Source organism: Cupriavidus sp. H39 (genome assembly GCF_050271075.1).
Taxonomy (GTDB): domain Bacteria; phylum Pseudomonadota; class Gammaproteobacteria; order Burkholderiales; family Burkholderiaceae; genus Cupriavidus; species Cupriavidus necator_B.
The window spans coordinates 409,879-430,965 of record NZ_CP189847.1 but is presented as its reverse complement, the minus strand read 5'-3'; the positions used below and the strand labels follow the sequence as shown (position 1 = coordinate 430,965).

General features: G+C 60.1%; 12 protein-coding genes and 3 pseudogenes. 6 read left to right on the top strand and 9 right to left on the bottom strand.

Going from position 1 to position 21,087, the window contains the following annotated elements; genetic code table 11:
• Positions 1-156 precede the first annotated feature (156 nt).
• A complete protein-coding gene (locus tag ACOCMH_RS14390) occupies positions 157-1,062 on the top strand; it encodes a hypothetical protein (RefSeq protein WP_427308993.1) in 906 nt (301 codons plus the stop codon).
• Between the two features lie 509 nt (positions 1,063-1,571).
• Here ACOCMH_RS14390 and ACOCMH_RS14385 read toward each other — a convergent pair.
• From ACOCMH_RS14385 to ACOCMH_RS14375, 3 genes are read right to left on the bottom strand one after another with little or no spacing between them, the layout of a single operon-like run.
• Positions 1,572-3,116 (bottom strand): DUF4135 domain-containing protein, encoded by a 1,545-nt coding sequence (locus tag ACOCMH_RS14385; protein WP_427308992.1) that lies wholly within the window; start codon positions 3,114-3,116, stop codon positions 1,572-1,574.
• On the bottom strand, positions 3,110-4,240 hold the full coding sequence (locus ACOCMH_RS14380) for a JmjC domain-containing protein (protein ID WP_427308990.1): 1,131 nt from the start codon (positions 4,238-4,240) through the stop codon (positions 3,110-3,112). The genes ACOCMH_RS14385 and ACOCMH_RS14380 overlap by 7 nt, the downstream gene beginning before the upstream one ends.
• A 12-nt stretch (positions 4,241-4,252) precedes the next feature.
• Entirely contained in the window at positions 4,253-4,573 is a 321-nt protein-coding gene (locus tag ACOCMH_RS14375) for a nitrile hydratase subunit alpha (RefSeq protein WP_427308989.1), read from the bottom strand.
• 982 nt (positions 4,574-5,555) lie between these two features.
• Here ACOCMH_RS14375 and imuA point away from each other — a divergent pair.
• The 4 genes and pseudogenes from imuA to ACOCMH_RS14355 all read left to right on the top strand — a co-directional run bounded on the left by imuA (position 5,556) and on the right by ACOCMH_RS14355 (position 10,780).
• Entirely contained in the window at positions 5,556-6,038 is a 483-nt protein-coding gene (imuA, locus tag ACOCMH_RS14370; protein ID WP_427308988.1) for a translesion DNA synthesis-associated protein ImuA, read from the top strand.
• 44 nt (positions 6,039-6,082) lie between these two features.
• Positions 6,083-7,048, top strand: coding sequence for a DNA polymerase Y family protein (locus ACOCMH_RS14365; protein ID WP_427308987.1), 966 nt, complete (start codon positions 6,083-6,085; stop codon positions 7,046-7,048).
• 3 nt (positions 7,049-7,051) lie between these two features.
• Positions 7,052-10,201 (top strand): annotated as a pseudogene (locus ACOCMH_RS14360) (error-prone DNA polymerase).
• 156 nt (positions 10,202-10,357) lie between these two features.
• Positions 10,358-10,780: a hypothetical protein gene (locus ACOCMH_RS14355; protein ID WP_427308986.1), complete on the top strand. Its 423-nt coding sequence runs from the start codon at positions 10,358-10,360 to the stop codon at positions 10,778-10,780.
• A 373-nt stretch (positions 10,781-11,153) separates the two neighbouring features.
• On the opposite strand, the gene ACOCMH_RS14350 is transcribed toward ACOCMH_RS14355, so the two are convergent.
• From ACOCMH_RS14350 to ACOCMH_RS14335, 4 genes are all read right to left on the bottom strand, one after another.
• Positions 11,154-11,372, bottom strand: a complete 219-nt coding sequence (locus ACOCMH_RS14350; protein WP_427308985.1) for a hypothetical protein — start codon at positions 11,370-11,372, stop codon at positions 11,154-11,156.
• A gap of 108 nt (positions 11,373-11,480) precedes the next feature.
• Positions 11,481-11,894 carry a hypothetical protein gene (locus ACOCMH_RS14345; protein WP_427308984.1) on the bottom strand — a complete coding sequence of 138 codons (414 nt, stop codon included), beginning with the start codon at positions 11,892-11,894 and terminating at the stop codon, positions 11,481-11,483.
• A 105-nt stretch (positions 11,895-11,999) separates the two neighbouring features.
• Positions 12,000-12,485 (bottom strand): hypothetical protein, encoded by a 486-nt coding sequence (locus tag ACOCMH_RS14340; RefSeq protein WP_427308983.1) that lies wholly within the window; start codon positions 12,483-12,485, stop codon positions 12,000-12,002.
• 237 nt (positions 12,486-12,722) lie between these two features.
• Positions 12,723-13,313 (bottom strand): RES domain-containing protein, encoded by a 591-nt coding sequence (locus ACOCMH_RS14335; RefSeq protein ID WP_427308982.1) that lies wholly within the window; start codon positions 13,311-13,313, stop codon positions 12,723-12,725.
• Between the two features lie 115 nt (positions 13,314-13,428).
• Between ACOCMH_RS14335 and ligD the strand changes: the two are divergent.
• Positions 13,429-13,851, top strand: a pseudogene (gene ligD, locus ACOCMH_RS14330) (DNA ligase D); the annotation flags it as partial.
• Here the strand turns inward: ligD and ACOCMH_RS14325 are convergent.
• Positions 13,734-14,072 (bottom strand): annotated as a pseudogene (locus tag ACOCMH_RS14325) (RHS repeat-associated core domain-containing protein); the annotation flags it as partial. The pseudogenes ligD and ACOCMH_RS14325 overlap by 118 nt on opposite strands.
• Positions 14,073-15,276: 1,204 nt before the next feature.
• Positions 15,277-20,685, bottom strand: coding sequence for an RHS repeat-associated core domain-containing protein (locus tag ACOCMH_RS14320; RefSeq protein WP_427308981.1), 5,409 nt, complete (start codon positions 20,683-20,685; stop codon positions 15,277-15,279).
• Between the last annotated feature and the right edge of the window lie 402 nt (positions 20,686-21,087).

Below are 21,087 nucleotides of genomic sequence, written 5' to 3'. Positions count from 1 at the left end.
CAATCGTATGCTGGTGCAGGGAAAGTGGGACAAATCACGCCTTCACCGTTGGGCTCGCGATCGGTGCACCCCTAGCACGGATGGCCGCAGCTGTGCCCCAGAGGTCGCTACCTCTCAGTGAGGCCCACCGCCCATGCCTTGACGACACGAAAACACATGAAACTGCTTGACGATATTATTGAGCTGTTGCAGCACGACGATGGTGGGCTTGGCGCTGCCCTGGTGAAGGGGCAGATTCTCGCACACAAGATCGGAGATGCTCAGCTCAAGCAATGGGTTTTGGCGGAGTTAAACGGCTATCCGTCGGACAATACTGTACCGGAGTACCGCAGATTGGAAACTGATCTCATTGCCAACGTAGCCAACTTGCGCGCGCGATACACAAACTACCCACTTTCATCCAGCATTATTCCAGAGGAGCACCGGAAGGACTTTCTGACGATACCAGTGCGGGACAGCATCAAAGTGGTCGAATCGCTTGTTGACAAGCCTCTCGGCTACCCTGTGGACCCTGTGTTATATGGCGCTATGAACCCATTTTTGGGAGGCGGTTTCCAAATCGAGTCTGCTAGCAAGCGGGTTGCGCCAGGTGCCTTTCAGCAAATCGTCGTAGAGGTTCGATCCCGGTTTCTCGGAATGGCCTTGGACCTTGCAGACAAGCTCCCGAAGGAGCCCGTCGACGCGGAATTGAAGTCAGTGGGTAAGGAATTTCAATTGGGTAAATACATTTCTCATGCGACGTTTGGTGACAACGTCACTATTAACTTTGGGGATGGGAACACCTTTTCCCATGTCAACACGGTGACCAAGGGCGACTTTGCCGCCCTGACGAAGGAGTTGGAGAGCCACGGCGTTTCCAAAGGGGACATCGCCGAACTTCAAGTGGCAATTCAGCAGGATGGGCCATCGCAAGACGTGGCAAAGGGCGCGCTCGGGCCAAAGGTAAGGGCTTGGATTGGCAGCATGGTAGCCAAGGCTGGTACAGCTGCCTGGGATATCTCAATTCAGACCGGCGCGGGCGTTCTCGCAATGGCCATCGGGAAGTACTACGGCTTCGGCTGAGCTCTTCACCCAAGAATCCCCCAATCCCAAATCAACCCTGCTGACTCGGAAGCCGCATTCTGCTGTGGCTTGTGGCGGGGTTCAAGTCCCCACCCCTGTACCCCCGGCTCAGAAACGGGAACTATTGCACGCTCAAGCCAAGCGGGGCTTAACCGCTGTGAGGAACCGGAATTCATGAGACTGCGTTTTCCAAAGAATCAACGACTTATCAGTTAATTCGGTCCGCGCTCTCCCGCTCTAGAACCGGAAATAGCGAGACTACCCTGACGTGAAGCGCGAATTCGCTGGACTGCTCCGCACCGGGGCTAACTGTCTCTTGCGACCCAAAGCGGAAATTCAGACGAACCGTCCTACGGATGAAAGCGGCCTCTCGAAGAGCGCTAAGTGCGGGCTGTTGCAAAGCAGAAGTGGACCAGCTTATTAACAGTCGATCGGTAGCGCAGCGGCCGACCATTTAACGTGCCCAGCACAATGGGACATGATCACATTATCGAGTCTTGATTTGGTTGTCAGTCGGCCGCCCTCTCGGACTCACCTCGGCGCGCAAGTGACTTGGCCAATCGAGCGCGCAGCATCGCGACCTGCTCCTCGACTACTGCGTCGGAAATCCTGTCCAGTCGGTGGCGGACTACTTGTAGCGGGCAGAGATCGAAAACGCCCGGAACGATGACGTCGCGCAGGATCAGGCAATTGCTGTCAGCTCGAACATATGCAGCCGGTATGTCGAGTGCCTCGAGATCAATAACCTCCTGCTGGAAAATTGTCCGTGCTGCATGGTGGAACTGCGGGGCTGCGTCGACTAGATCTAACTCAACTTGCGAATGCCATGCGTTGGTCGCATAGGATGAGAAGCAAATGGCTGACATTCGTTCTGCCAGCAGGGCGGCATAGACTCGCGTGGCGCGAAGTGGAACTCGAAATGTGGATGTGGGCGGGATGAGAGCAAACAGTTCATCCTTGAACTCTCTAATGAACTCTGAAGCACGCCATACGCCGTGACTGAACATCTCGAAGTATTCGACTGCCGGTGCTATGCGTCGTCCCTCGACTTCTACTGCGCTGCGGCTACGATAATGGACAAGCTGTCGTTGCTCCGACGAAAGTACAATCTGCAGGCCAGCGTTAGGATCAGCACGAAACAAGAACTCCACACAGCTGAGGCCACCGTAGTCAATGTCCTGCCCGCCATAATGATCGAAGTTCAAGAAGAGGGATGTAACGTCGTCGTGTTCTTCGCGAGGTCGCTTCAGTAAAAAAGCTGCCGCCGCCTCGGAAAATCGTGGCTGACACAGCGTTTCGCAGTCCACCACCACAGGTCCCTCAACAGTTGCGATAATATTTTCAAAATGTAGATCCGACGCGTTCAGAACACTTGCGATTGCATACAGCACACCGCCATTGAATGCGAACCGCTGGGCAGACCGCTTATCGAGCGTCGCCTGATACGCTACTTCAGCCATCCAATGGTAGCCCTGACGCGCTAATACTTCGGCTACTCCAAGCTGAAGGTCCTCACGAGCCAGCAGATGAGATAGGTCTGCCAGCAGTTGCGCGCCAGATCCAGTTCGAGGTTTGTAATACAGCGCGCGCTGGCCGCAAAAATTGAGCTTTAGCACGTGCTGCCCATGGTGCTTGTCCGCTGACGCAATCCGTATCGAGTCTAGTTCGGACTTTTCGACCCAGGGAAATTTGATCCGTAATTCTGTTTTGTCTGATCCATACCGAGCCTCGACCACGACGAATTCGGCTATGAGCTGTTGTGACTGCTTGTAGAGCGCCCTGTCGAGAACTTGGCAGCGGCCCAGTTGCTCCTTCATCCATTGAGCCAGTCCGATTGCTGGCAATTGATTGAAGTGCTGTTCGACGGCGCACTTCAGGGGAAGACACATGCGCTTATAGAGCGCGACGAGTTCTTGTTCTAAGCCCACAACCACAGCAGGGTCCGAAGGGCGGTCTGGCTGTAGCCGGTCAATCACTCTCTTCGCGATTTCTTGGAGGCCGGCCTCGTCGTCTGAGTGGACCTTAGCGTCCTCAATTAAGCATGAGATCAGCACTTATTTTTGTACTCCAAGGCCCCAATAGTCAGGAGTTGGCGCCCCAGCTCAAGTGTGTCCTCAATCGCAATTCCCAGTTCCTGAGCAAGGATGCGCGGGGAGAATTCAAGCCTGTCGTTGATCATCTGCAATGCGCGGAAGTATCCGGCCGGCACAGCCGCTTTGGCACTAGGCTCGGAGCGCACGCCGTAGTCAAACAGTAGGCCCAACACCTCGATGGTGGAAAGTTCGCGCGACAGCCAATAATTCAAAGGCTCCCGTCCGGCGCATACGAGAACGTCGTCAGGCGCGAGACTACCGATGCGCAGAATCGAGGTTAGGCTGTCATGCGGTAGGTATGTTTTCGTTCGCACCTGCGCTATCTGAGTGCCGAATTGAGAATCCAATATTTGCAGCGCTTCGCGCACCGCCTCTTCTTGTTGAGCAAGCTCAAGGGGGCGACGCAAGACCTGTTCAAGCATGCTAACTTTGCGGATCATCGAGACGATACCGTCGGCCACCGTCTGCAGGTGAACGCCTGCGGAAAGGTGCAGTGAACCTGCTTCGCCCGGCTGCCCCCGGTGAATGTGACCTCGCGGGATGAACAAGACGTCACCCGGCCCAAGATCGACGCGAAGGTATTCACGTCCGGACTGGTCTTGGGCTACGGGCGGCTTATGCATTCCCTCAATGGGAAATGGCATGTCGGGCTCTGCGACGGACCAAGACTTGGTCCCGTGAATCTGGACAAGAAAGACGTCAACCTCGTCGTAGTGGTAGCCGAAGCAGTGTTGGGACGACGGGGACAGAAACGCAGTAACGAATGTACGGCAACCCTCGGGGTATGCTTGATTGATCTTGTGGCAGAGATGGGCGACTCGTGGATTGCAGAGGTTCAGTTTGTTGAAAATGGCCGTATAGCCATTGGCCAACCCCTCGAAGATCCATTGGAGCGCATCCTGCCGTGCTGCGGCGACCGTCGGAAAGATCTCCTTGTCCGCGCCTGCCATGCGGATGTTCTGGTCGACTCGGAATCGGTTGATCCAGAGGTCAACCTCGAAATCCGCCAGTGAGTACTGAAAGCCCGGGAGGGCGTCCTCGAGGCGAAACTTATACGCACTCTCGCGAGCACGGAACCCGGTCACTGGCGAATTGCGTCAGCAGATAATCGACGGCAGGATGAGCTGAGTTCCAGCTCGCGCGATCTGGAGCATCTCGTCTTGGGTGAGCGGTTGGGTTAGCGGTGGCGCCGGGATGACGAAATGCAGCTTAGGCGTTTCGTCCGCCATGAAGACGTACTCGATGTCCGGATTCACCAGCACGCCCTCGGCTTGGAGCACTGTCTTGGGGTCCGCCAGCAATGCTGCCTTGAACGCAGGATCCTGCCAGCACTTCAGCACGATCGCAGCCATCTGTTCTCGAATTCGGGCTTTTTGGCTGGCCAGCGGTTCGCCCTGAACGATCATGTTCTGCGGCATTCTGGACCTCCTTTCCCGAATAGTCTCAAGAAACAATAGTTGCGGGCGGCTAAATCCGTCAAGTAGGTGGGACCCTATAGCTCAGTATGAAAGATCCCGGCACGCAACCATCGGCTGGGAGCTCTCTCCAAGGGATCTCCTCTTGGCGGTCCGCTCGAATGACCGCAATGGAGAGATTATGCTGCGTGGCACGGTCAAAACTGTCGAACCACTCCCGGATCGCGTCGGCCACAACGCGTGGATCGCAAGTGGCGGCATCCGGAACGCATGACCGAATGAGACTTTCGACGTCAAATCTTCCTTCCACCCGTGCCCGCCAGGCATCGCGGTCACTGGCCAGGATAGCGAGGTGCTGGTCTCGGATCGATATGTAACGCATGGCGCAGACAGAAAATGGAGTTGCCCCGTATTGACGGCCGCCGCGCCGATATCTTGACCACTCACTGCTTTAGTCAGCAAAGGGTGCACTGTGTGCCGACCGTCAGGGTCCGGGCTCAGCGTCGGCGGGAATTGCACGCCAGTCCAGCTAATTCCTGCTTCCTACAGTAGTCCTGTACATGCAGCCGGGTGTGCCACGGCATGACACCTTCAACGGCCTCCAGATGCAAAAACCACGACTCTTGCAGGATCGCGGCTCTTCAACTTGGTTGCGGCTCGAACCCGGAGCCGGACTCACAGATTGCGATTGCTCTTGTCAGAGCTCGGAACTGATAGGGGCATTGCTACGAGATAGCCGCAAGTCAGGGCAGTCGCACTATTTCAGAAAACTCCAGTCTCACAGAAGACATCCCAGTCTCACGAATTCCGTTTCCCCGCAACCGCTGTGCTGGCTGCTGCGCCGGGTGGACTTTTCGACACGTGAATACTGTACGGATATACAGTACACTGTCAGCAGGATACCGGACTGATGCTGACAGTTGCCCCCGAAACCATCCATCCCTCGCTCTGGCTTGCCTCATAGCTGGCCAGGGGCAACGCACGCGTGGTGTCGACCGGCTACTCGTCGCTGGATAAGGAATTGCCCGGCGGCGGCTGGCCCGTCGGCTGCCTGACAGAGTTGCTACAGCGACAGCCCGGTATCGGCGAACTCCGGCTGCTGCGTCCGGCGCTCGCCGCGTCTTCAACACGCCCGATTGCCCTCTTAGCACCTCCCTACGCGCCGCAAGTGCTTGCGCTCGCAAACTGGAGCATACCGCCGGAGCGGCTACTGTGGATCGAAGCGCAACGGACTGCGGATGTCCTTTGGGCCGCTGAGCAAACGTTGCGGGCCGGCACCTGTGGTGTCTTGGTCCTTTGGCAATCGCACTTGCGCAATGACGCCTTGCGACGTCTTCATCTCGCTGCGCACACATCGGAAACACTTTTTTTGTCGTACGACCCGCGGCATGCGCTCGCGATGCCTCCCCTGCCCCGTTACGGCTGGCGCTTGAGCCGGCAGCCTGCGGCGTTACCGTCAACTTCGTGAAGCGCCGCGGGCCGCAGCAAAAGTCCCCTCTGCTCGAGGCCAGCATGCCGGTGCAAATACTACCTGCTGCGCGGCCCTTTGCCGACTGGTTTGACGGCCTCGGCTGCCGCACACTATCGGATCTGCGCCGCCTGCCTCGCGCGGGCCTGCAGCGCCGATGCGGCGGCGACATCGTGGAGGCCCTGGACCGCGCATATGCGGAGGCACCGGAGGTTTTCGAGTGGGCCGAAGCTCCATCCGCCTTCCATTCAGCCTTGGATCTGCCGGACCGGATCGAGCATGCCGAGGTGACGCTTGCCTACGGCCGCGGGCTGTTGGTACAAATGATCGGGTGGTTGACCGCCTGGCAGTTAGCCGTAAAACGGTTTGCCTTCGAACTGCGCCATGAACGCGGCCGGGCCGCCATCCCGCCAACCAAGATCGAGATCGCACTTGCGGAGCCGAACTGGCATGAAGATCACCTCGTACGCATTCTGAAAGAGCGACTCGCGCTGGTGACTGCCGTCGCGCCGACGATCGCGGTAGCGCTTACTGCTATTGACACGGAGCCGGTCGCCCCGCCCAGCGATTCGCTATTCCCAGAGCCGGGAGGGACACCTGCCGATCACGCGCGTCTGTTGGAACTGCTCAGCGCCAGGCTCGGTCCGGAGAACGTCCGCCAGCCTTGCTTGCGCGCTGATTACCGGCCGGAGGTCGCCAACGACTGGATGCCGGCCACGAAAAAGCCAATACGCCTGCCATTGCCAGCCGCCCTCCCCCGCCCCGCATGGCTTCTGGGCAAACCGGTAGCCCTAATCGAGCGCGATCACCGCCCCTTCTACGGCTCGCCGTTGCACATTGTTTCCCCACCTGAGCGCATCGAGGCGGGATGGTGGGGAGGTGAACTGGTCACGCGCGACTATTTCGTTGCCGAGGGCAAGGACCACACCTGCTACTGGATTTTCCAAGAACGTATGGGCAGCCGGGAGGGTGACGAGGCACGCTGGTACCTGCACGGGCTGTTCGGGTGAATCATGCGCGAGACAATCCCGGCGGGCTTACCCGACTATGCGGAGCTGCACTGCTATTCCAATTTCTCCTTCCTCAAGGGGGCCTCGCGTCCGGAAGAGCTTGCCGAACGCGCAGCAGAACTCGGCTACCATGCGTTGGCGATCACGGACGAATGCTCGCTTGCTGGGATCGTGCGCGCGCATACGGAGGCGAAAAAATCGGGCATGCGTCTGGTCGTGGGAGCTTGGTTCCGCCTGCAAAATGCTGATGCCTCCCCTGCCGTCTCCTTCCTGGCACTCGCCCGAAACCGGGAGGGCTACGGCAACCTGTGCGAGCTCATCACCCTTGGCCGCATACGCGCTGGAAAAGGTTCCTATGTGCTGACGCCCCGCGACTTGGCGGCGCCGGACGCTCCTTACCAGCACCTCAGGGGCCTGCCGGACTGCCTCATTGTCTTCACGCCGGACTATGGTGTGCCATTCGATAAGCTGGATGCGCAAGCCTCATGGGTCAGTGCAACCTTCGCAGGTCGTGCCTGGATGGGCCTGAACCTGTTGTACCGGCCGATGGATGACATCCATCGTGGCACCGTCGAAGAAGCCGCAGCGCGACACCACCTTCGCGTCGTGGCCACCGGCTGCGTGACCATGCATGTGCGCTCGCGAAAGCCGATGCACGATGTGCTAACGGCGATCCGTGTGGGCCGGCCAGTGTCAGACTGTGGGTACGACTTGGCTCCGAATGCGGAAACGCATTTGCGCTCGCGGCTGCGCCTGGCCAACATCTACCCGCATCGTTACCTGACGGAATCGATCCACATCGCAAATCTCTGCCAGTTCTCGCTTGACGAATTGCGCTACGAATACCCCGACGAAGTGATACCGGATGGCGTGCTGCCCGCGGAGTACCTTCGCACAGAAACCTATGCGGGTGCGCACCGCCGCTATCCCGCCGGCATTCCGCTCACCGTACAACAGCAGCTGGAACACGAACTCGCCCTCGTCAGAGAAATGGACTACGAGCGGTACTTCTTGACGGTCTACGATATCGTCCGCTTTGCGCGTTCCAACGGCATCCTTTGCCAAGGGCGGGGCTCGGCCGCCAATTCCGCCGTTTGCTATTGCCTGGGCATCACAGAGGTCGACCCTGCGCGGGGCAACCTGCTATTCGAGCGCTTCATCTCCAAGGAACGTGGCGAGCCACCCGATATCGACGTCGATTTCGAGCACCAGCGACGCGAGGAGGTGATCCAGTATCTCTACCGGAAGTACGGGCGAGATCGTGCCGCGCTAGCTGCGGCTGTGACCACCTACCGACCGCGCAACGCCCTACGCGATGCCGGCAAAGCGTTCGACGTCGATCCCGCGATCATTGATCTGGTGGCCAAATCGCACCACTGGTTCGATGGAAAAGCAGATTTGCTGCGGCGCTTCAACGAGAGCGGTGTGGATCCAGACGCAGAGCTATCCCAACGGTGGGCCAACATGGCCGTGTCGTTGCTCGGTTTCCCACGCCATCTGTCGCAGCACACCGGCGGCTTTGTGCTGGCTCGGGGCAAGCTATCGCGTCTTGTTCCCATCGAGAACGCTGCCATGGCTGACCGCAGTGTGATCCAGTGGGACAAGGACGATTTGGACGCGCTGGGTCTGCTCAAGGTCGACGTACTGGCGTTGGGCATGCTCTCAGCGGTGCGTCGCGCGCTGGACCTAGTAGCACAGCAGCGCGGCGAGGCGTTTGAGCTACAAGATATTCCCGCCGAGACCCAGCGACCTACGAGATGATCTGCAAGGCCGATACGGTCGGCGTCTTCCAGATCGAGTCCCGCGCCCAAATGTCCATGCTGCCACGGCTTCGGCCGCGGACCTTCTACGACCTGGTTATCGAGGTGGCCATCGTTCGCCCGGGGCCTGTCCAAGGCGGCATGGTTCACCCCTATCTTCGCCAGCGGCAAGGTTTCGAACCTGTCACCTATCCAAGCGCGGCAATGGAAAAGGCGCTGTCGCGCACGTTGGGCGTGCCGATCTTCCAAGAACAAGTCATGCAAGTCGCCATGCTGGCGGCTGGCTTCTCGGCTGGCGAAGCGGATCAACTGCGCCGTGCCATGGCCGCCTGGAAACGCAGGGGCGGCATCGACAAGTACCACAAGCGGATCGTCTCGGGCATGCTCGAGCGTGGATATGACCGCGAGTTCGCAGAGAGCATATTCCGGCAAATCCAAGGTTTCGGCGAGTATGGTTCCCGAGAGCCATGCCGCCAGCTTCGCGCTGCTGGTCTATGCCTCGGCCTGGCTGAAATGTCACGAGCCAGCAGCTTTCCTCTGCGCGATGCTAAATAGCCAGCCGATGGGGTTCTACACCCCCTCGCAATTGGTGCAAGACGCCAAGCGGCATGGCGTGATCGTGTTGCCGGCCGACGTCGCGGTGAGCGGTTGGAATTCCACGATGGAATCTGTTCCCGGTTCTCCGGCAACGGCGGTGCGCCTTGGCCTGTCGATGCTGCGTGGCATGCGTCGGGAGGCTGGCCAGCGTATTGAAGAAGCGCGCGCGGTCTGTCCATTCGCCAGTACCGCGGACCTCTCCCGGCGCGCGACGCTGGATCGCCACGACCTCCAGGTCCTCGCTGCCGGCAACGCGCTTGAATCCATCACAGGCAATCGCCGGCAAGCCCTGTGGCAGGCGGCTGCCGCAGTGGCGGACAAGGACTTGCTGCGTCCGGCGGACATTGCCGAAGTGCCGCCGGAGCGGGCGCAGGCAACAGAGGGAGAGGAGATCGTTGGCGACTACCGCGCCATGGGCCTGACCCTGCGGCGCCACCCTCTTGCCCTGCTGCGCCCGATGCTGGCTGCCCGACGCTTCGTGGTGGCGGCGGAGCTAGCGCAATACCAGCCGCGACAGACCGCCCGCGCTGCCGGCATCGTGACCGTGCGACAGCGACCCAGCACCGCCAATGGCGTCGTATTCATGACGCTGGAGGATGAAACCGGCGTCGTCAACGTGATCGTCTGGCCGAACGTCTTCGAGCGCTTTCGTAAGGAGGTCTTGGGTTCCGCTATGGTCGGAATCTACGGCCAATGGCAGCGTGAAGGTGAAGTTCGGCACCTGATCGCTCAGCGCGTGGTGGATCTGTCGCGCATGCTTGGCGAGCTTCAGACGGCAAGCCGAAATTTTTGCTGATACCACCGCAGGCTGTGCGGTGAAAGGTGATTCTGTATCACGTGAGTTGGGGTGTTCCCACCGACTGCCTCAGCCCATTCCAACAATGCAGTAGAAAACGCCCCATCGGAAAAGTCGTGACATCATATTGGAGGGACCTTAAACGAGCATGACCCGATGAGAAAGCTTACCGAGCGAGATTTCGTTCAAAAGAGTCAGGATGCATTGCACGCCTGCCTTGCGACAGCCCTCAAGGACGCTGACGATGAATCATGGGCCGAGCAGTTTCTCGAGGCCGAAGCTACAATCTCGACTTACCTGCAGGCCGTCGAAGACGGTTCCCCGTCGTTGCCGGACCGACAGGATCTGGCGTACGCCTGCGCGCTTGTTCTCGTCATGTCACAAGCGCTGACGGACTTGGATTTCGAGCTGATTGGGCGACTCTATGCGCCCGAAGTGCCAGTCTCGATGTTCGCACTTTCCAAAGACATCGCGGACATGAAAGCAAGGGCTGTCGCCGCTGCAGAGAAGTTAGGCGGCGCCCATGACATGCCGCGGGGCCCAGCCGATTCATCAACGGACGGCGACGTGCCTTTCTAAAAAAAACGCCCCTCTTAGGGATGGTCTACCTGCATGGCGGGTGTACTTCATTTGTGCCTCCGCGCGTCTACGACCTTCCCCCGGCGTCAGAAGCATAGCGACCGCCGTTGTCCAGACAGTACGTCTTGTGGCGTTTCCACGACTGCTTTTCGCTAACACTTCACGGTGACTACCCGCAGCTAGGGCAGTGGTAAGTCGTCCCATCGTGTGCGAGCGTCGCGCAATCCCACGTAGGCACACCGACGAACCGAAACCGCCCGCGGGGGTGGAGCACTACAGCACTTTAAACAGTCCGAACCGCCCGTCGTCCATTGCGACCGCCGTATTGCGACCAGCGCCGGTCTCAATGTACACGCGCCCATGCTCGCGGCGCTTAATGCGCCTGCCACACCTGCGTGAACACTTCCTCTCCTTCATCACCACGCGGCCCGAAGAGAACCAAGTGGCTGACGGCTTCATAGAGTAGCGCTTGCTTCTCGGTCTCGTCCGCTGCGCGGAGATAATCCACCCAAAGCAGGCAAACATGCTGAAGTCGATTGAAACCTGGCGCGTCCTGCGGCCGGGAATCAACAGATGGAGCAAGGCGCGGCATGTTTTCTTTCCCTGTTGGCAATACTTCGGCTCCTGGACGGTGCGGGGCGCCTGAGCGCCGGTCTGGCCCTCTGGGGGGCGACTTCTTGTACGGGGCTCTACAGCACGCTCACAGCGCCTGCTTGCGCCATGCATCCAGCAGGTCGCGCACTTCCAGTACGGCGCTTACGTCGACAGTGGGCGAAACCGGAGGCTTCGCCTGGGTGCCTGGAATGCGTGGCAGTGGAAGTCGGTCCTTGAACGCCGCTGCGTCCTCGGGGTCCAGATACACGGCCATTTCACGCACGATGTCGTTCGTGCGGTCCCATACCCGTTGTATGTCGCGATCGCGCTCGCTCATCGCCCACATCGCCACCCGTGCATAACGCGCTGCCCTGGCATCGGCCGCTTGGGTATCGAGTTGCTGCTTCACCAAGGACAGCAGCAGCCCCAAGGCCAGCGCGCCGAGCACCACGTGTACGGCGTCAAACCTTCGCCTCTTCTCGGCGAACTCGGTTGTGTTTTTCTTCAGATTCTGAATCATCAATCACCCTCTTTGCCGATCTTCGCCGTCGCGGTCAGCTCCTAATTACCGGCTCTTACTATCTGGTAGCTATCAGATAGCAACCCTTTTCCGGTGACTCGGTAGCTACTGAGCGGTCAGCCGCACCGCGAGCTCAAGGTTGTCAAAGCTAGCGGCCCGAAGAATTTCCGTGCCCTCTCTTCCCACGAGTGAAGTGATGATCGATTCTTCGCCTCGCACCGACGGGCATCGTGCTTTGTCCCCCTTGACTGAGACAAGTTGTTCCTTGGCAGGGCCAGCCTTGCTGGCCAGGACCTTCGTCTGGACTTCAATTTCACCATCATCGAATTTCGTGGCGACGACGGTCAACGTGACTTTCGTCGGTACCTCTCCACTGGCAGAAACCAAGCCCAATGCCGAGCATCGAGCGTCAAACGTCTCTGCAGAGGGTTGCGTAAAGACAATCGTCTGGGGAACACCGTTCTCGAATTCGATGATCCTGCTGCCCGATACGAAACCGGGCGAATCGACATCAATCTTCAGCTTGCCGGACGCCGCTTGCGCACCGGCACAAGCCAGGGCGAGCGTCGCAAGTATCACTGCGTGCTTCAAGGAATTCTCCTGTCAATAGAGGACTATGCGAGCTAATTCAGCATCCTCTATATCGGCCAAAGTCAAGGGAGGTTTAGAACGGAGCTCAATTCGCAAGGCTTCACTGCTTTGGCCTCTACGGAAAGCGCGACGCCGAGGGAGCAAAACTCGCGATGCGCCGCAGCACCAAACCGATGCTCTGCGCCGGCCAGTCGCGTCGGCATGTGCGACAGAGCCACCTCGCCGGTGCACGCGGCTTTAGCCCACCGAAAATCCGCCCGCCAACGGCTCCGCGTAGAGCGAATCCGAGCGCAACGCCGCGAACTCCGGCATGCCGGCGAACGGCGTCACCTGCACATCGACCAAGCGGCGCCATGTCTCCAGTGAGGCGGACTGGACCGCCAGTGCCAGGTGGCTCCTGTGCTTGCGCGACGGATACCGAAATCCGACTGGCGCGGTGTCTCCGCGAAAGCCTGCCAGCAGTTCGAGCATCCGCAACCCGAACCACTGGCACCACGCATGCTCGCCGTGGATCTGGTCGTAGATGCCCAGCTTGCTGAGCACGGTCCCATCGAGATCCAGAACCTGAATGTCAGCCTTGAGCGTGAAGGTCGCGATCAGACCGGTCTCGGTAATGCCCGGCGGGATATAGAATGTGCCGGGCTGCGTCATGTCGTTGGTGCAGAATCCGGACTCCCACAACGCGGTAGTGAGATCCTGGGCTGCATACATCCAGTAGGTGGCAAAACGCCCGTCCGGGCCGGCGAACTCTGGCGGCGGGCCGAACCGGTAGGTGCGCTTGACGAACGGCGGAATGACTGCGGCCGGATGCCGGACTGCGCGAACCACTTGCGTGCCGGCGGATTAGGACCCGAACGAACCGGTCACTCTCCTTGCCGAGGACCCTGCCAGCGCAGTCAAGCGCGCGCCGTGCGCCCCGCTCCCGGCCAAGCTCGACCCCCAGCTGGCCACGCTGTCACCAACGCTTCCCACCGGCACCGGCTGGATCATCGGAACCAAGTTCGACGGCTATCGCATCCTGGCGCGGATCGACGATGCCAGGGTAACGCTGTTCACCCGCAATGGTCACGACTGGACCCACAAGCTGAGTTCGCTGGCATCCGAGATCGAAAAGCTCGATATCTCGCAAGGGTGGCTGGATGGCGAGATCGTGGTCCTGCGCGATGGCATGCCGGATTTCAATGCGTTGCAGAACGCCATCGACGGCCGCGGAAACGACGCCATCGTCTTCTTCGCGTTCGACCTGCCTTATTGGGAGGGGCGCGACCTGCGTGGCTTGCCGCTGGTGCAGCGCAGGGCTAGGCTGGCCACGCCGGTGGCCGACCATTCGGGGCGCGTGCGCTTCAGCGAGGCTTTCGACGCGCCACCCGCCGACATGTTCCAGGCCTCGTGCAAGCTCGGCCTCGAAGGATTGATGTTCAAGCGATGTTTCGCTCCACAATTTACACATGTAAAGACTGGTGATTTGGCTAAGCCGGTTGGATCAATATTGTTAATTGGATCCCCATCGACGTACGCATATGTGTTTAGTCCGCCTGCAAGCCCGATAGGATCCTCTGTAATGAACCATCCGAGGGCCGGTTGGTAATAGCGGGCCCGCTAGTAGTAGAGCCCTGTGCCATCGTTCTCCCGACCCGTGTAATGGAACGCATTGGGACTGCTCTCGCCGCTCGCAGCAACTGCTCCGGGTTCTAGCGGCTAAGTTGTAATGTCCGCTTCTGGCTAAGTAGAAATGTCCGGCCAAGGCGCTGCCCATGGGTATTCAGCCTGGCGGCCTGTTTCGCGACTGTTGGAGGACGGGCCCTACGGACTGGTTTCTCGCACGCGCAGTCGACTAGCAACCGGCAGTTGCCGTCTTCGAATCCCGCGTGCGTGGCCCCATCTCAGTATTAATTAAAAAAATGCAAGCTAACCTATCTCCAAAAGAACCAGTCTTTCGTTGCGTGCTCGGAGAAGGATCGCAACTCTTTTCCGTCAGATATCCTAATTACGCGCACAGGCTGACTGAAGATGTCACTTTTATACTTGATTGCGGCTAGTTCCGAGCTTCCGGATACTCTGATAGGGTATGAATAGTCCCCTAGCAACGATCGGTCGACTATAGAAGATCTCTTACTAACAAACGAATATAACATCAAGCGCCTACCGAATGCAAACGGCTCAACATATAAGATCCCACTGCAATTTGGTAGAAATACCGGTAAACCACCTCTATTTGCCAGCATACTGGCCGAGCCATCATCTCTTGCTAACCAGAGATGGCTATCTTTTCCAACGTATGCCAGCATCCCGCAATCGCGGGCAAAGTACTCGGAATTGGTGGTTGCCTCTTCGCGGCGAGTACCACTATTTCTATTAACCTTCCAAATCAACCGCCTTCGCGGTTGGCTTCTATCAATTGTGCTCACCCAGACGTCTTGGGCATTAGCGCCGCCCACCACGCCAATTAGGAGGTTCTTTGGGAATTCATGTATTGTCGAAATTTTCCCTGTCTCCAGATTTCCCGAAATTAGCGAATTCGATTCCGCATTCCCCACGAACACCTCGCTTCCAGATATATGAACTGGAAAAGAACGGCCAAATAATTCTCTTTGCAATTGGGATATTTCCCGAGAACCATGCTCTCCGGATTTCACATCTAGGACAAACTCCGTGTCGTTCGAAAATAGATGGAGATTTAATTTGTTGACGTCACCATCGCTCGCTGCGGAAAAAGCCAACTCAGGCCATACATACAGCACGGCAGCTATGATTAAGGTGAGCATATAATCACGTGGATGCACTTTATTCACTATCTTCCCGCCCCCATCGCGTGTCGCGCAAAATCAAAGCAATTATTGCTCCAGGAATTATATGTGCGTGAATTAAACATTTTGTTTCCGCCAGCTGACGCGTCTCTCAAAAAATCTAGAATTTGCGAATCATGGCTGTCGTCAGCGTAAATGACCCTTTCATGCGCACCCCATCCATCATAATCAGACGGGCTTTCCTGCCGAACCCCATCCGGATGGAATCCATATATCTCGCCATTCACGTTGACCGCAGTGTGATACCAGACCGCCCAGGCTCCTCCGGCAAGAGGGCGGTACATTATTGAGACGCGCAAGCCGGTCGGATCTGAGAAATTGATTGGATTTCCATGCACATACTTGTAAAGATTAGTCCCACCAGCGAACCCTATCGGATCCTCGGAAACGAATCTGCCGAACACCGGATGGTAATACCGTGCGCGGTAGTAGTAGAGCCCTGTGCCATCGTTCTCCCGGCCCGTGTAATGGAACGCGTTGGGACTGCTCTCGCCGCTCGCAGTAACTGCTCCATATGGCTCGTATGCGTAACTTGTCTTGATCACGCCGGCACTATCGGTCAGCGCCAGCGTGCTACCCAACGCATCGGAAACGAAGTTGCGCGTGCCCTGTGTGCTGTCGGTTCGAGTGAAGGTCTCATCGATCCCCAACCCGGTCAGCAGGTTCGCGGTTGGCGTGCCGCCGGCGAGCTCCTGCACCACGTTTAGCCCATCATAGGCAAAGCTGGTGGCACTGCCCCCCACCGTCTTGGCGCTGCGCCGCCCCAGACCATCATAGGTGAAGCTGGCCGTCGCCCCGCCGCTGAGCGCGCTGAGCCGGTTGCGCGAATCCCAGCTGTAGGTCAGGCCGCCGTCGCTCGTGAGGTTGCCGTTGGCATCGTAGGTGAGAGTCGCGCCCGCCCAGCTGGTCAGCCGGTTCGCTGCGTCGTAGGTCGCCCCGCTCATCGCCGCGGGCAGCACCATGCTGGCTAGGCTGCCGCCCATCTGGATGCGCCGCCCGGCCGCATCGTAGGCATAGGTCAGGTTACCCAGCGAGGTCCCGCCATTGGCGTAGCTGATCCCGGTGAGCTGGTCCGCAATGTCGTAGCTGTAGGTGCCCACCACGCCATTGGGCAGCGTCAGCGTACTCCGCCGGCTCGCGGCATCATAGGTGAAGCCCACTTGGGCGCTGCCCTGCGTGATCCCAGTCACCCGGTTCGCATTGTCGTAGGCATAGCTGATTGCCGCTTGCCCTGCCACTTGGAAGCTGGTGCGCCGGCCCGCCGCATCGTAGCCGTAGCTGACGCTCCCCTGCGGGGTGGTCTCGCCCGTAAGCCGGTCCAGGCCGTCATAGCTGCGCGTGAGGGAGCCGCCGGCGCTGTCGGCCAGCTGCGTGAGCCGGTTGCCCGCATCGAACGTGTAGGTGGCAGTCGCATCCGGAGAGGAAGGATTGCCGCCCACTAGTGTATGGCCGTAGGCTGCCGCGGCGCGTCGATTTAGCCCATCATACGTAAAGGTGGCGATCTTGCCGTTGCGATCGGTGAGCCGGATCAGGTTGTCCGCGCCATCGTAGCTGTAGTGCTCGACGAGCTGCAGCGGATCAGTCTTGCTGATAAGCCGGTCCTTGGCATCGTAGCTAAAGCTCGTCTGGCCGCCGCGCGCATCGGTCAGGCTGGTCAGGTTACCGTTGGCATCGTAAGCCAGGATTATTGTGTTGCCCAGCGGGTTAATCAGGCGCGTCGGCCACCCTCGGCCGTTATACTCCATACGCGTCAGGTTGCCCAGCGGATCGGCTACGGACAGCAGCCGGCCCACACCGTCGGTGTAGCGGTTGACGGTGCGCCCGAGTGGATCCGTGATCGCTGCCAGATCGCCCTCTGCATAGCTGAACGTCGTGGCGTGGCCCAGCGCATCGGTCGCGCTGGTTGCCTGTCCTGACGGGTTGTAGCTGAAGGTGGACGCATTGCCGAGCGCGTCCTTGGCCGACACCCGGTTGCCCGCGCTGTCGTAGGTGAACGTGCTGGCATGGCCGAGGCCGTCAGTGTACGAGGTGACCTGGTTGTAGAGCGGCTCATACGTGTACGTCTCGGTCACCGCCTGTGCCGTGCCCGCCAACTGGGTGATGCTGGTGGGATTGCCCGCACTATCGTAGGTGTAGGCGGTCTTGCGCCCCAAGGCGTCAGTCACCGAGAGCAGCAGGTTCGTGCCAGTCTGCCGCTCGAAGGTGGCAGTCTGCGCCTCCGGTTTGCCCAGCGCGTTGGTGACGCTGGTGATATAACCGCTGCTGTTGAAGACCAGTCGGCGCACGTTGCCGCGCGGGTCGGTCACATCGGTCTGAGTGGCGTTGCCATTGGCGTCTAGCGTGTAGGCAAACTGATAGATTCCACCATCGGCAAGCGTCTGTTGGCTGACGCGGTGGTTGGCATCGTACTGGTTGGTGACCATCAGCTGCCCGCCAGGCTTCCTGACCGTGAGCAGGTTGTTTGCGGCGTCGTAGGTGTACTGCTCAACCCCCCCGTCCGGATCGGTCACCTGCGCCAGGCGCCCGCCGGCATCATACTGATAGGCAACCGTGCGGCCAATGTTATCGGTCGCCTGGGTCACGCGATTGGCGTTGTCGTAGCTCAGATTGATGTAGCGGCCATCCGGATTGAGGATCTGTGTCAGATTGGCATTGGCATCCCGGGTCAGGGTCAGCTTGTTGCCGAGCCGGTCGTAGAACTCCCGCAGCGCGGCGCCGCGGCTATTGGAGCAACCCGCACAGTCATAGAAGTACATGACCCGGCCATCGCGCATCTTCAACTTCCACTTGCCGCTAACCCAGCTGATTACGGCTCCGTAGAACTCAGTCGGGCTCGAGGTATGCGTGTAGACCGCATCAGTCCAGCCCGTCCCGGGCGAGGTGCGCACGAAGTGGATGCGCCCTCCGTCCGGCAGGATCAGGTCCTGATAGGTGTAGGGATTCATATCCCCGATGGTGAAGATGTCGTATGGATGGCTTGTCCCGATCCCAAAGGCCCGTGAGACGTTGTCCTGCTGGCGATAGGTCCGGGTGATTTGGACCGGCACCGTGCCTGCCACCGCCAGGTCCGTCCGGGTATGCAGGAACAGGCCCGTATAGCAATCCACCGGGTCGCCAGCGCACCCGATGGCCCTCGGCGGCCCACCCTTTCCGCCTGGCCCACTCGGGCTAGGCGGCGTTCCCGGGCCGGGCGGAGATCCGCTGTCCGGGCAGTCCGGATCCGGGTCTGGCCCGGGTCCCGGCGGCGCCGCTGGCGCCGGCGTCCCACCGGTACCCCCTCCCTTACCCCTGGGGCAGCCACCCGGCGGCGGCCCCTTGGGTGGTGCATTGCTGGGCAGCGAAATCATCGCGCCCGTCAGCTCATAGATTGCCACCCCGGAATTGGGCACGATCTGCTGGCCGTCCGCGCTGATCCTGCCCTGGCCATAGACATACCACCCCTTCTCCCCTGGATCATAGTTCCAGAAATCCAGCACGCTGCCCGGTTTTCCGTTGTGATAATTTGGATAGATGACCCGAGCCCCTTGTGCGCTGGCCGCATCTACGCCCTCGAGATGCGCACCGCCCGGCTGCAGCGTGAAATAGACCGGCACATAGCGGTTCGGTAACGGGAACGGCGACCGATCCACCGGCACCGGCGTAATCGACAGCTCGTTGATCACCTTGCCGCTTCGATCGCGCAGTACCGTCCCGGGCGGGATGCGCACCTCCAGCCCCGGAATGTGCGGGGTGGTGATGACCACTTCGCTGGTCGTGGGCGCATCGATCTTGACCCGATGCGTGGTATCGATGCGCGGCATCCAACTGGTGTAGGGCAGGACGTTGGTCTTGTCCGCCTCCAGCATCACCAAGGCCTCAAAGTAGCCATAGCTCCGGCCGGGCTGATTGGCGGTGGCCCCGTCGATGACCAGCGTCCTGGCGCCCGCACTCAGCCCCTGCAGCAGGAAGCGGCCGGACGTGTCCGTGCGTGCCGTCTGCGCGCCAAGCTTGAGCGTCACGCCCACCGCCGCCTCGCCATTCATCAGCAGAACCTGGCCGGCCAATGCTGTCGTGCCAGGTGGCGCGGCCAGCGGCGGCAACTGCTGCAGCGGCGAAGTGGGTTGTTTGACTTGCCAATTGCCGCGCAGATGCGTCGGGCCCGGGATCCAAAGCTCGGGGAACGCCACACCCGCCACCGCCTTGACGACACCAGGCGGCGTCGTCTGCGCTGGGGTCGCCGCCGGCATTGCGGCTTGGCGGGTCTGGGCTGCCATCTGGGCTCCCATCTGAGCTACCGGTGCGGGAGTCGTCGCAGCACCGGCCACTGATCCCGCCCCTGCCGCGCTCGAGCCGCGCAGACTCTGGGCGGTGAAGCCGATGGCCGTGAACGGCAACGGTACCCCCGCCTCGTCCGCCGCTGCGCTGAGGAATAACGTATAGCGCGCACCCGGGCGCAAGTCCGTCTGCGGCGTGACGAACAGCAGCCGACCGCCCTCGACAGGCACCACGTTGACCGCCACCGAGCCGCTTGGACCGAGGAGGGTCACCGTCTTCGCAGTGAGGCTCGTCACCGCCAGCGGCCTGGAGAAGCGCACCGCCAGCCTCGCCTGGATCGGCACGTCCACCGCATTCTCCGCCGGCACAGATTCCTGCACCTTCGGGGCCTCCGTGTTCCAGGCAGGCGCCAGCCAGGCGCCTGACGCCGCATCGGGCAGGCCGAAGCGCTGTTGCTGCGGGAAATACAGTTCGGGCGAGGTCACGGCCTGACCCGCGCCGTCGCGGCCACCGGACAACAAGATGGGCTCATTGGCCAGCAATTGTGCGCTGTGGCCAGCGCGCGGGATGGCCAGTTGCGCATGCACGCTCAAGGGCTGGCGGCTGGCCGGATCCCACAGTTCGGCTTGCGCGACCGGTGTGCCCTGCTCCGATACGCCGCCCGCAATCAGCACCGTGCCGTCCATCAGCACTGTCGCGGTATGGCGGGCGCGGGGAATGAGACCAAGCTCGTCCAAGGCGCTGAAGGCCTGCGTGGCCGGATCGAACAGCTCCGCCTCCCGCACAATATTGCCGTCTGGCCCGAAGCCGCCCAGCACCAGCACCCGGCCGTCCGGCAACACCGTCGCGGTGTGGTGGCTGCGTGGCCTGCGCGGTCCAGAGGGCAGAGGCTTTGGCTGCTGACCACCCGGCTCCAGAACCAGTGCCCTGGCCGTTCCCTCCCCCTCGCCGCCCAGCAGCAGCCAGCGGCCATCCGCCAATAGTGTCGCGCTCTGGCCCGGCGCAGGCGGCAGAACCCCCGCTAATGCGTGGCCCAGTGCCGAGAAAATGAGGACGCAGAGCAACCATGCCGCGATGAGCGGCTGCGAACCCCCAAGATCTGTCATTGCAATTCGCTGCGATTGCAGGGTGTTGGACATAACTTTCTCTCTTCTGGCTTGCGCCTCAAAGTGATACGACTAATGCCTCACCGACAACTTACTGATTCGCATTTGCGCTATCGAGCGGACTACATAAATTGCTTTGCAGGACAAGCGACATACTGCCAACGTCAAGCCCTGATGGATTCAGGATGAAGGTGTAAATGCCAGTCTGCCAGTCACGGGCAGATTCAGTCCTCCAGTCGAAGCATTCCCACCCCAACCCTAGTACAGCGCATCGAACAACATGCCGCTACTGGTGCTGGCGTTGCCCGCCGCGTCAGGCTTGTAGATCCAACCGGCTCGCTCCTCCCACGGTGATCGAGCCCACCTGGTCCGGTGGGACGCTGATAAGCTTGAACCCCATGCTCCCAGTGTCCGTCCCAGCTGGATTGACAGAAA

Excerpts from the sequence above, each read along its gene's own strand:
- ACOCMH_RS14375 (WP_427308989.1), bottom strand. The coding sequence starts at position 4,573 with ATGCCGCAGAACATGATCGTTCAGGGCGAACCGCTGGCCAGCCAAAAA.
- ACOCMH_RS14390 (WP_427308993.1), top strand. The coding sequence starts at position 157 with ATGAAACTGCTTGACGATATTATTGAGCTGTTGCAGCACGACGATGGT.
- ACOCMH_RS14355 (WP_427308986.1), top strand. The coding sequence starts at position 10,358 with ATGAGAAAGCTTACCGAGCGAGATTTCGTTCAAAAGAGTCAGGATGCA.
- ACOCMH_RS14350 (WP_427308985.1), bottom strand. The coding sequence starts at position 11,372 with ATGCCGCGCCTTGCTCCATCTGTTGATTCCCGGCCGCAGGACGCGCCA.
- ACOCMH_RS14365 (WP_427308987.1), top strand. The coding sequence starts at position 6,083 with ATGCCGGTGCAAATACTACCTGCTGCGCGGCCCTTTGCCGACTGGTTT.
- ACOCMH_RS14345 (WP_427308984.1), bottom strand. The coding sequence starts at position 11,894 with ATGATTCAGAATCTGAAGAAAAACACAACCGAGTTCGCCGAGAAGAGG.
- ACOCMH_RS14320 (WP_427308981.1), bottom strand. The coding sequence starts at position 20,685 with ATGTCCAACACCCTGCAATCGCAGCGAATTGCAATGACAGATCTTGGG.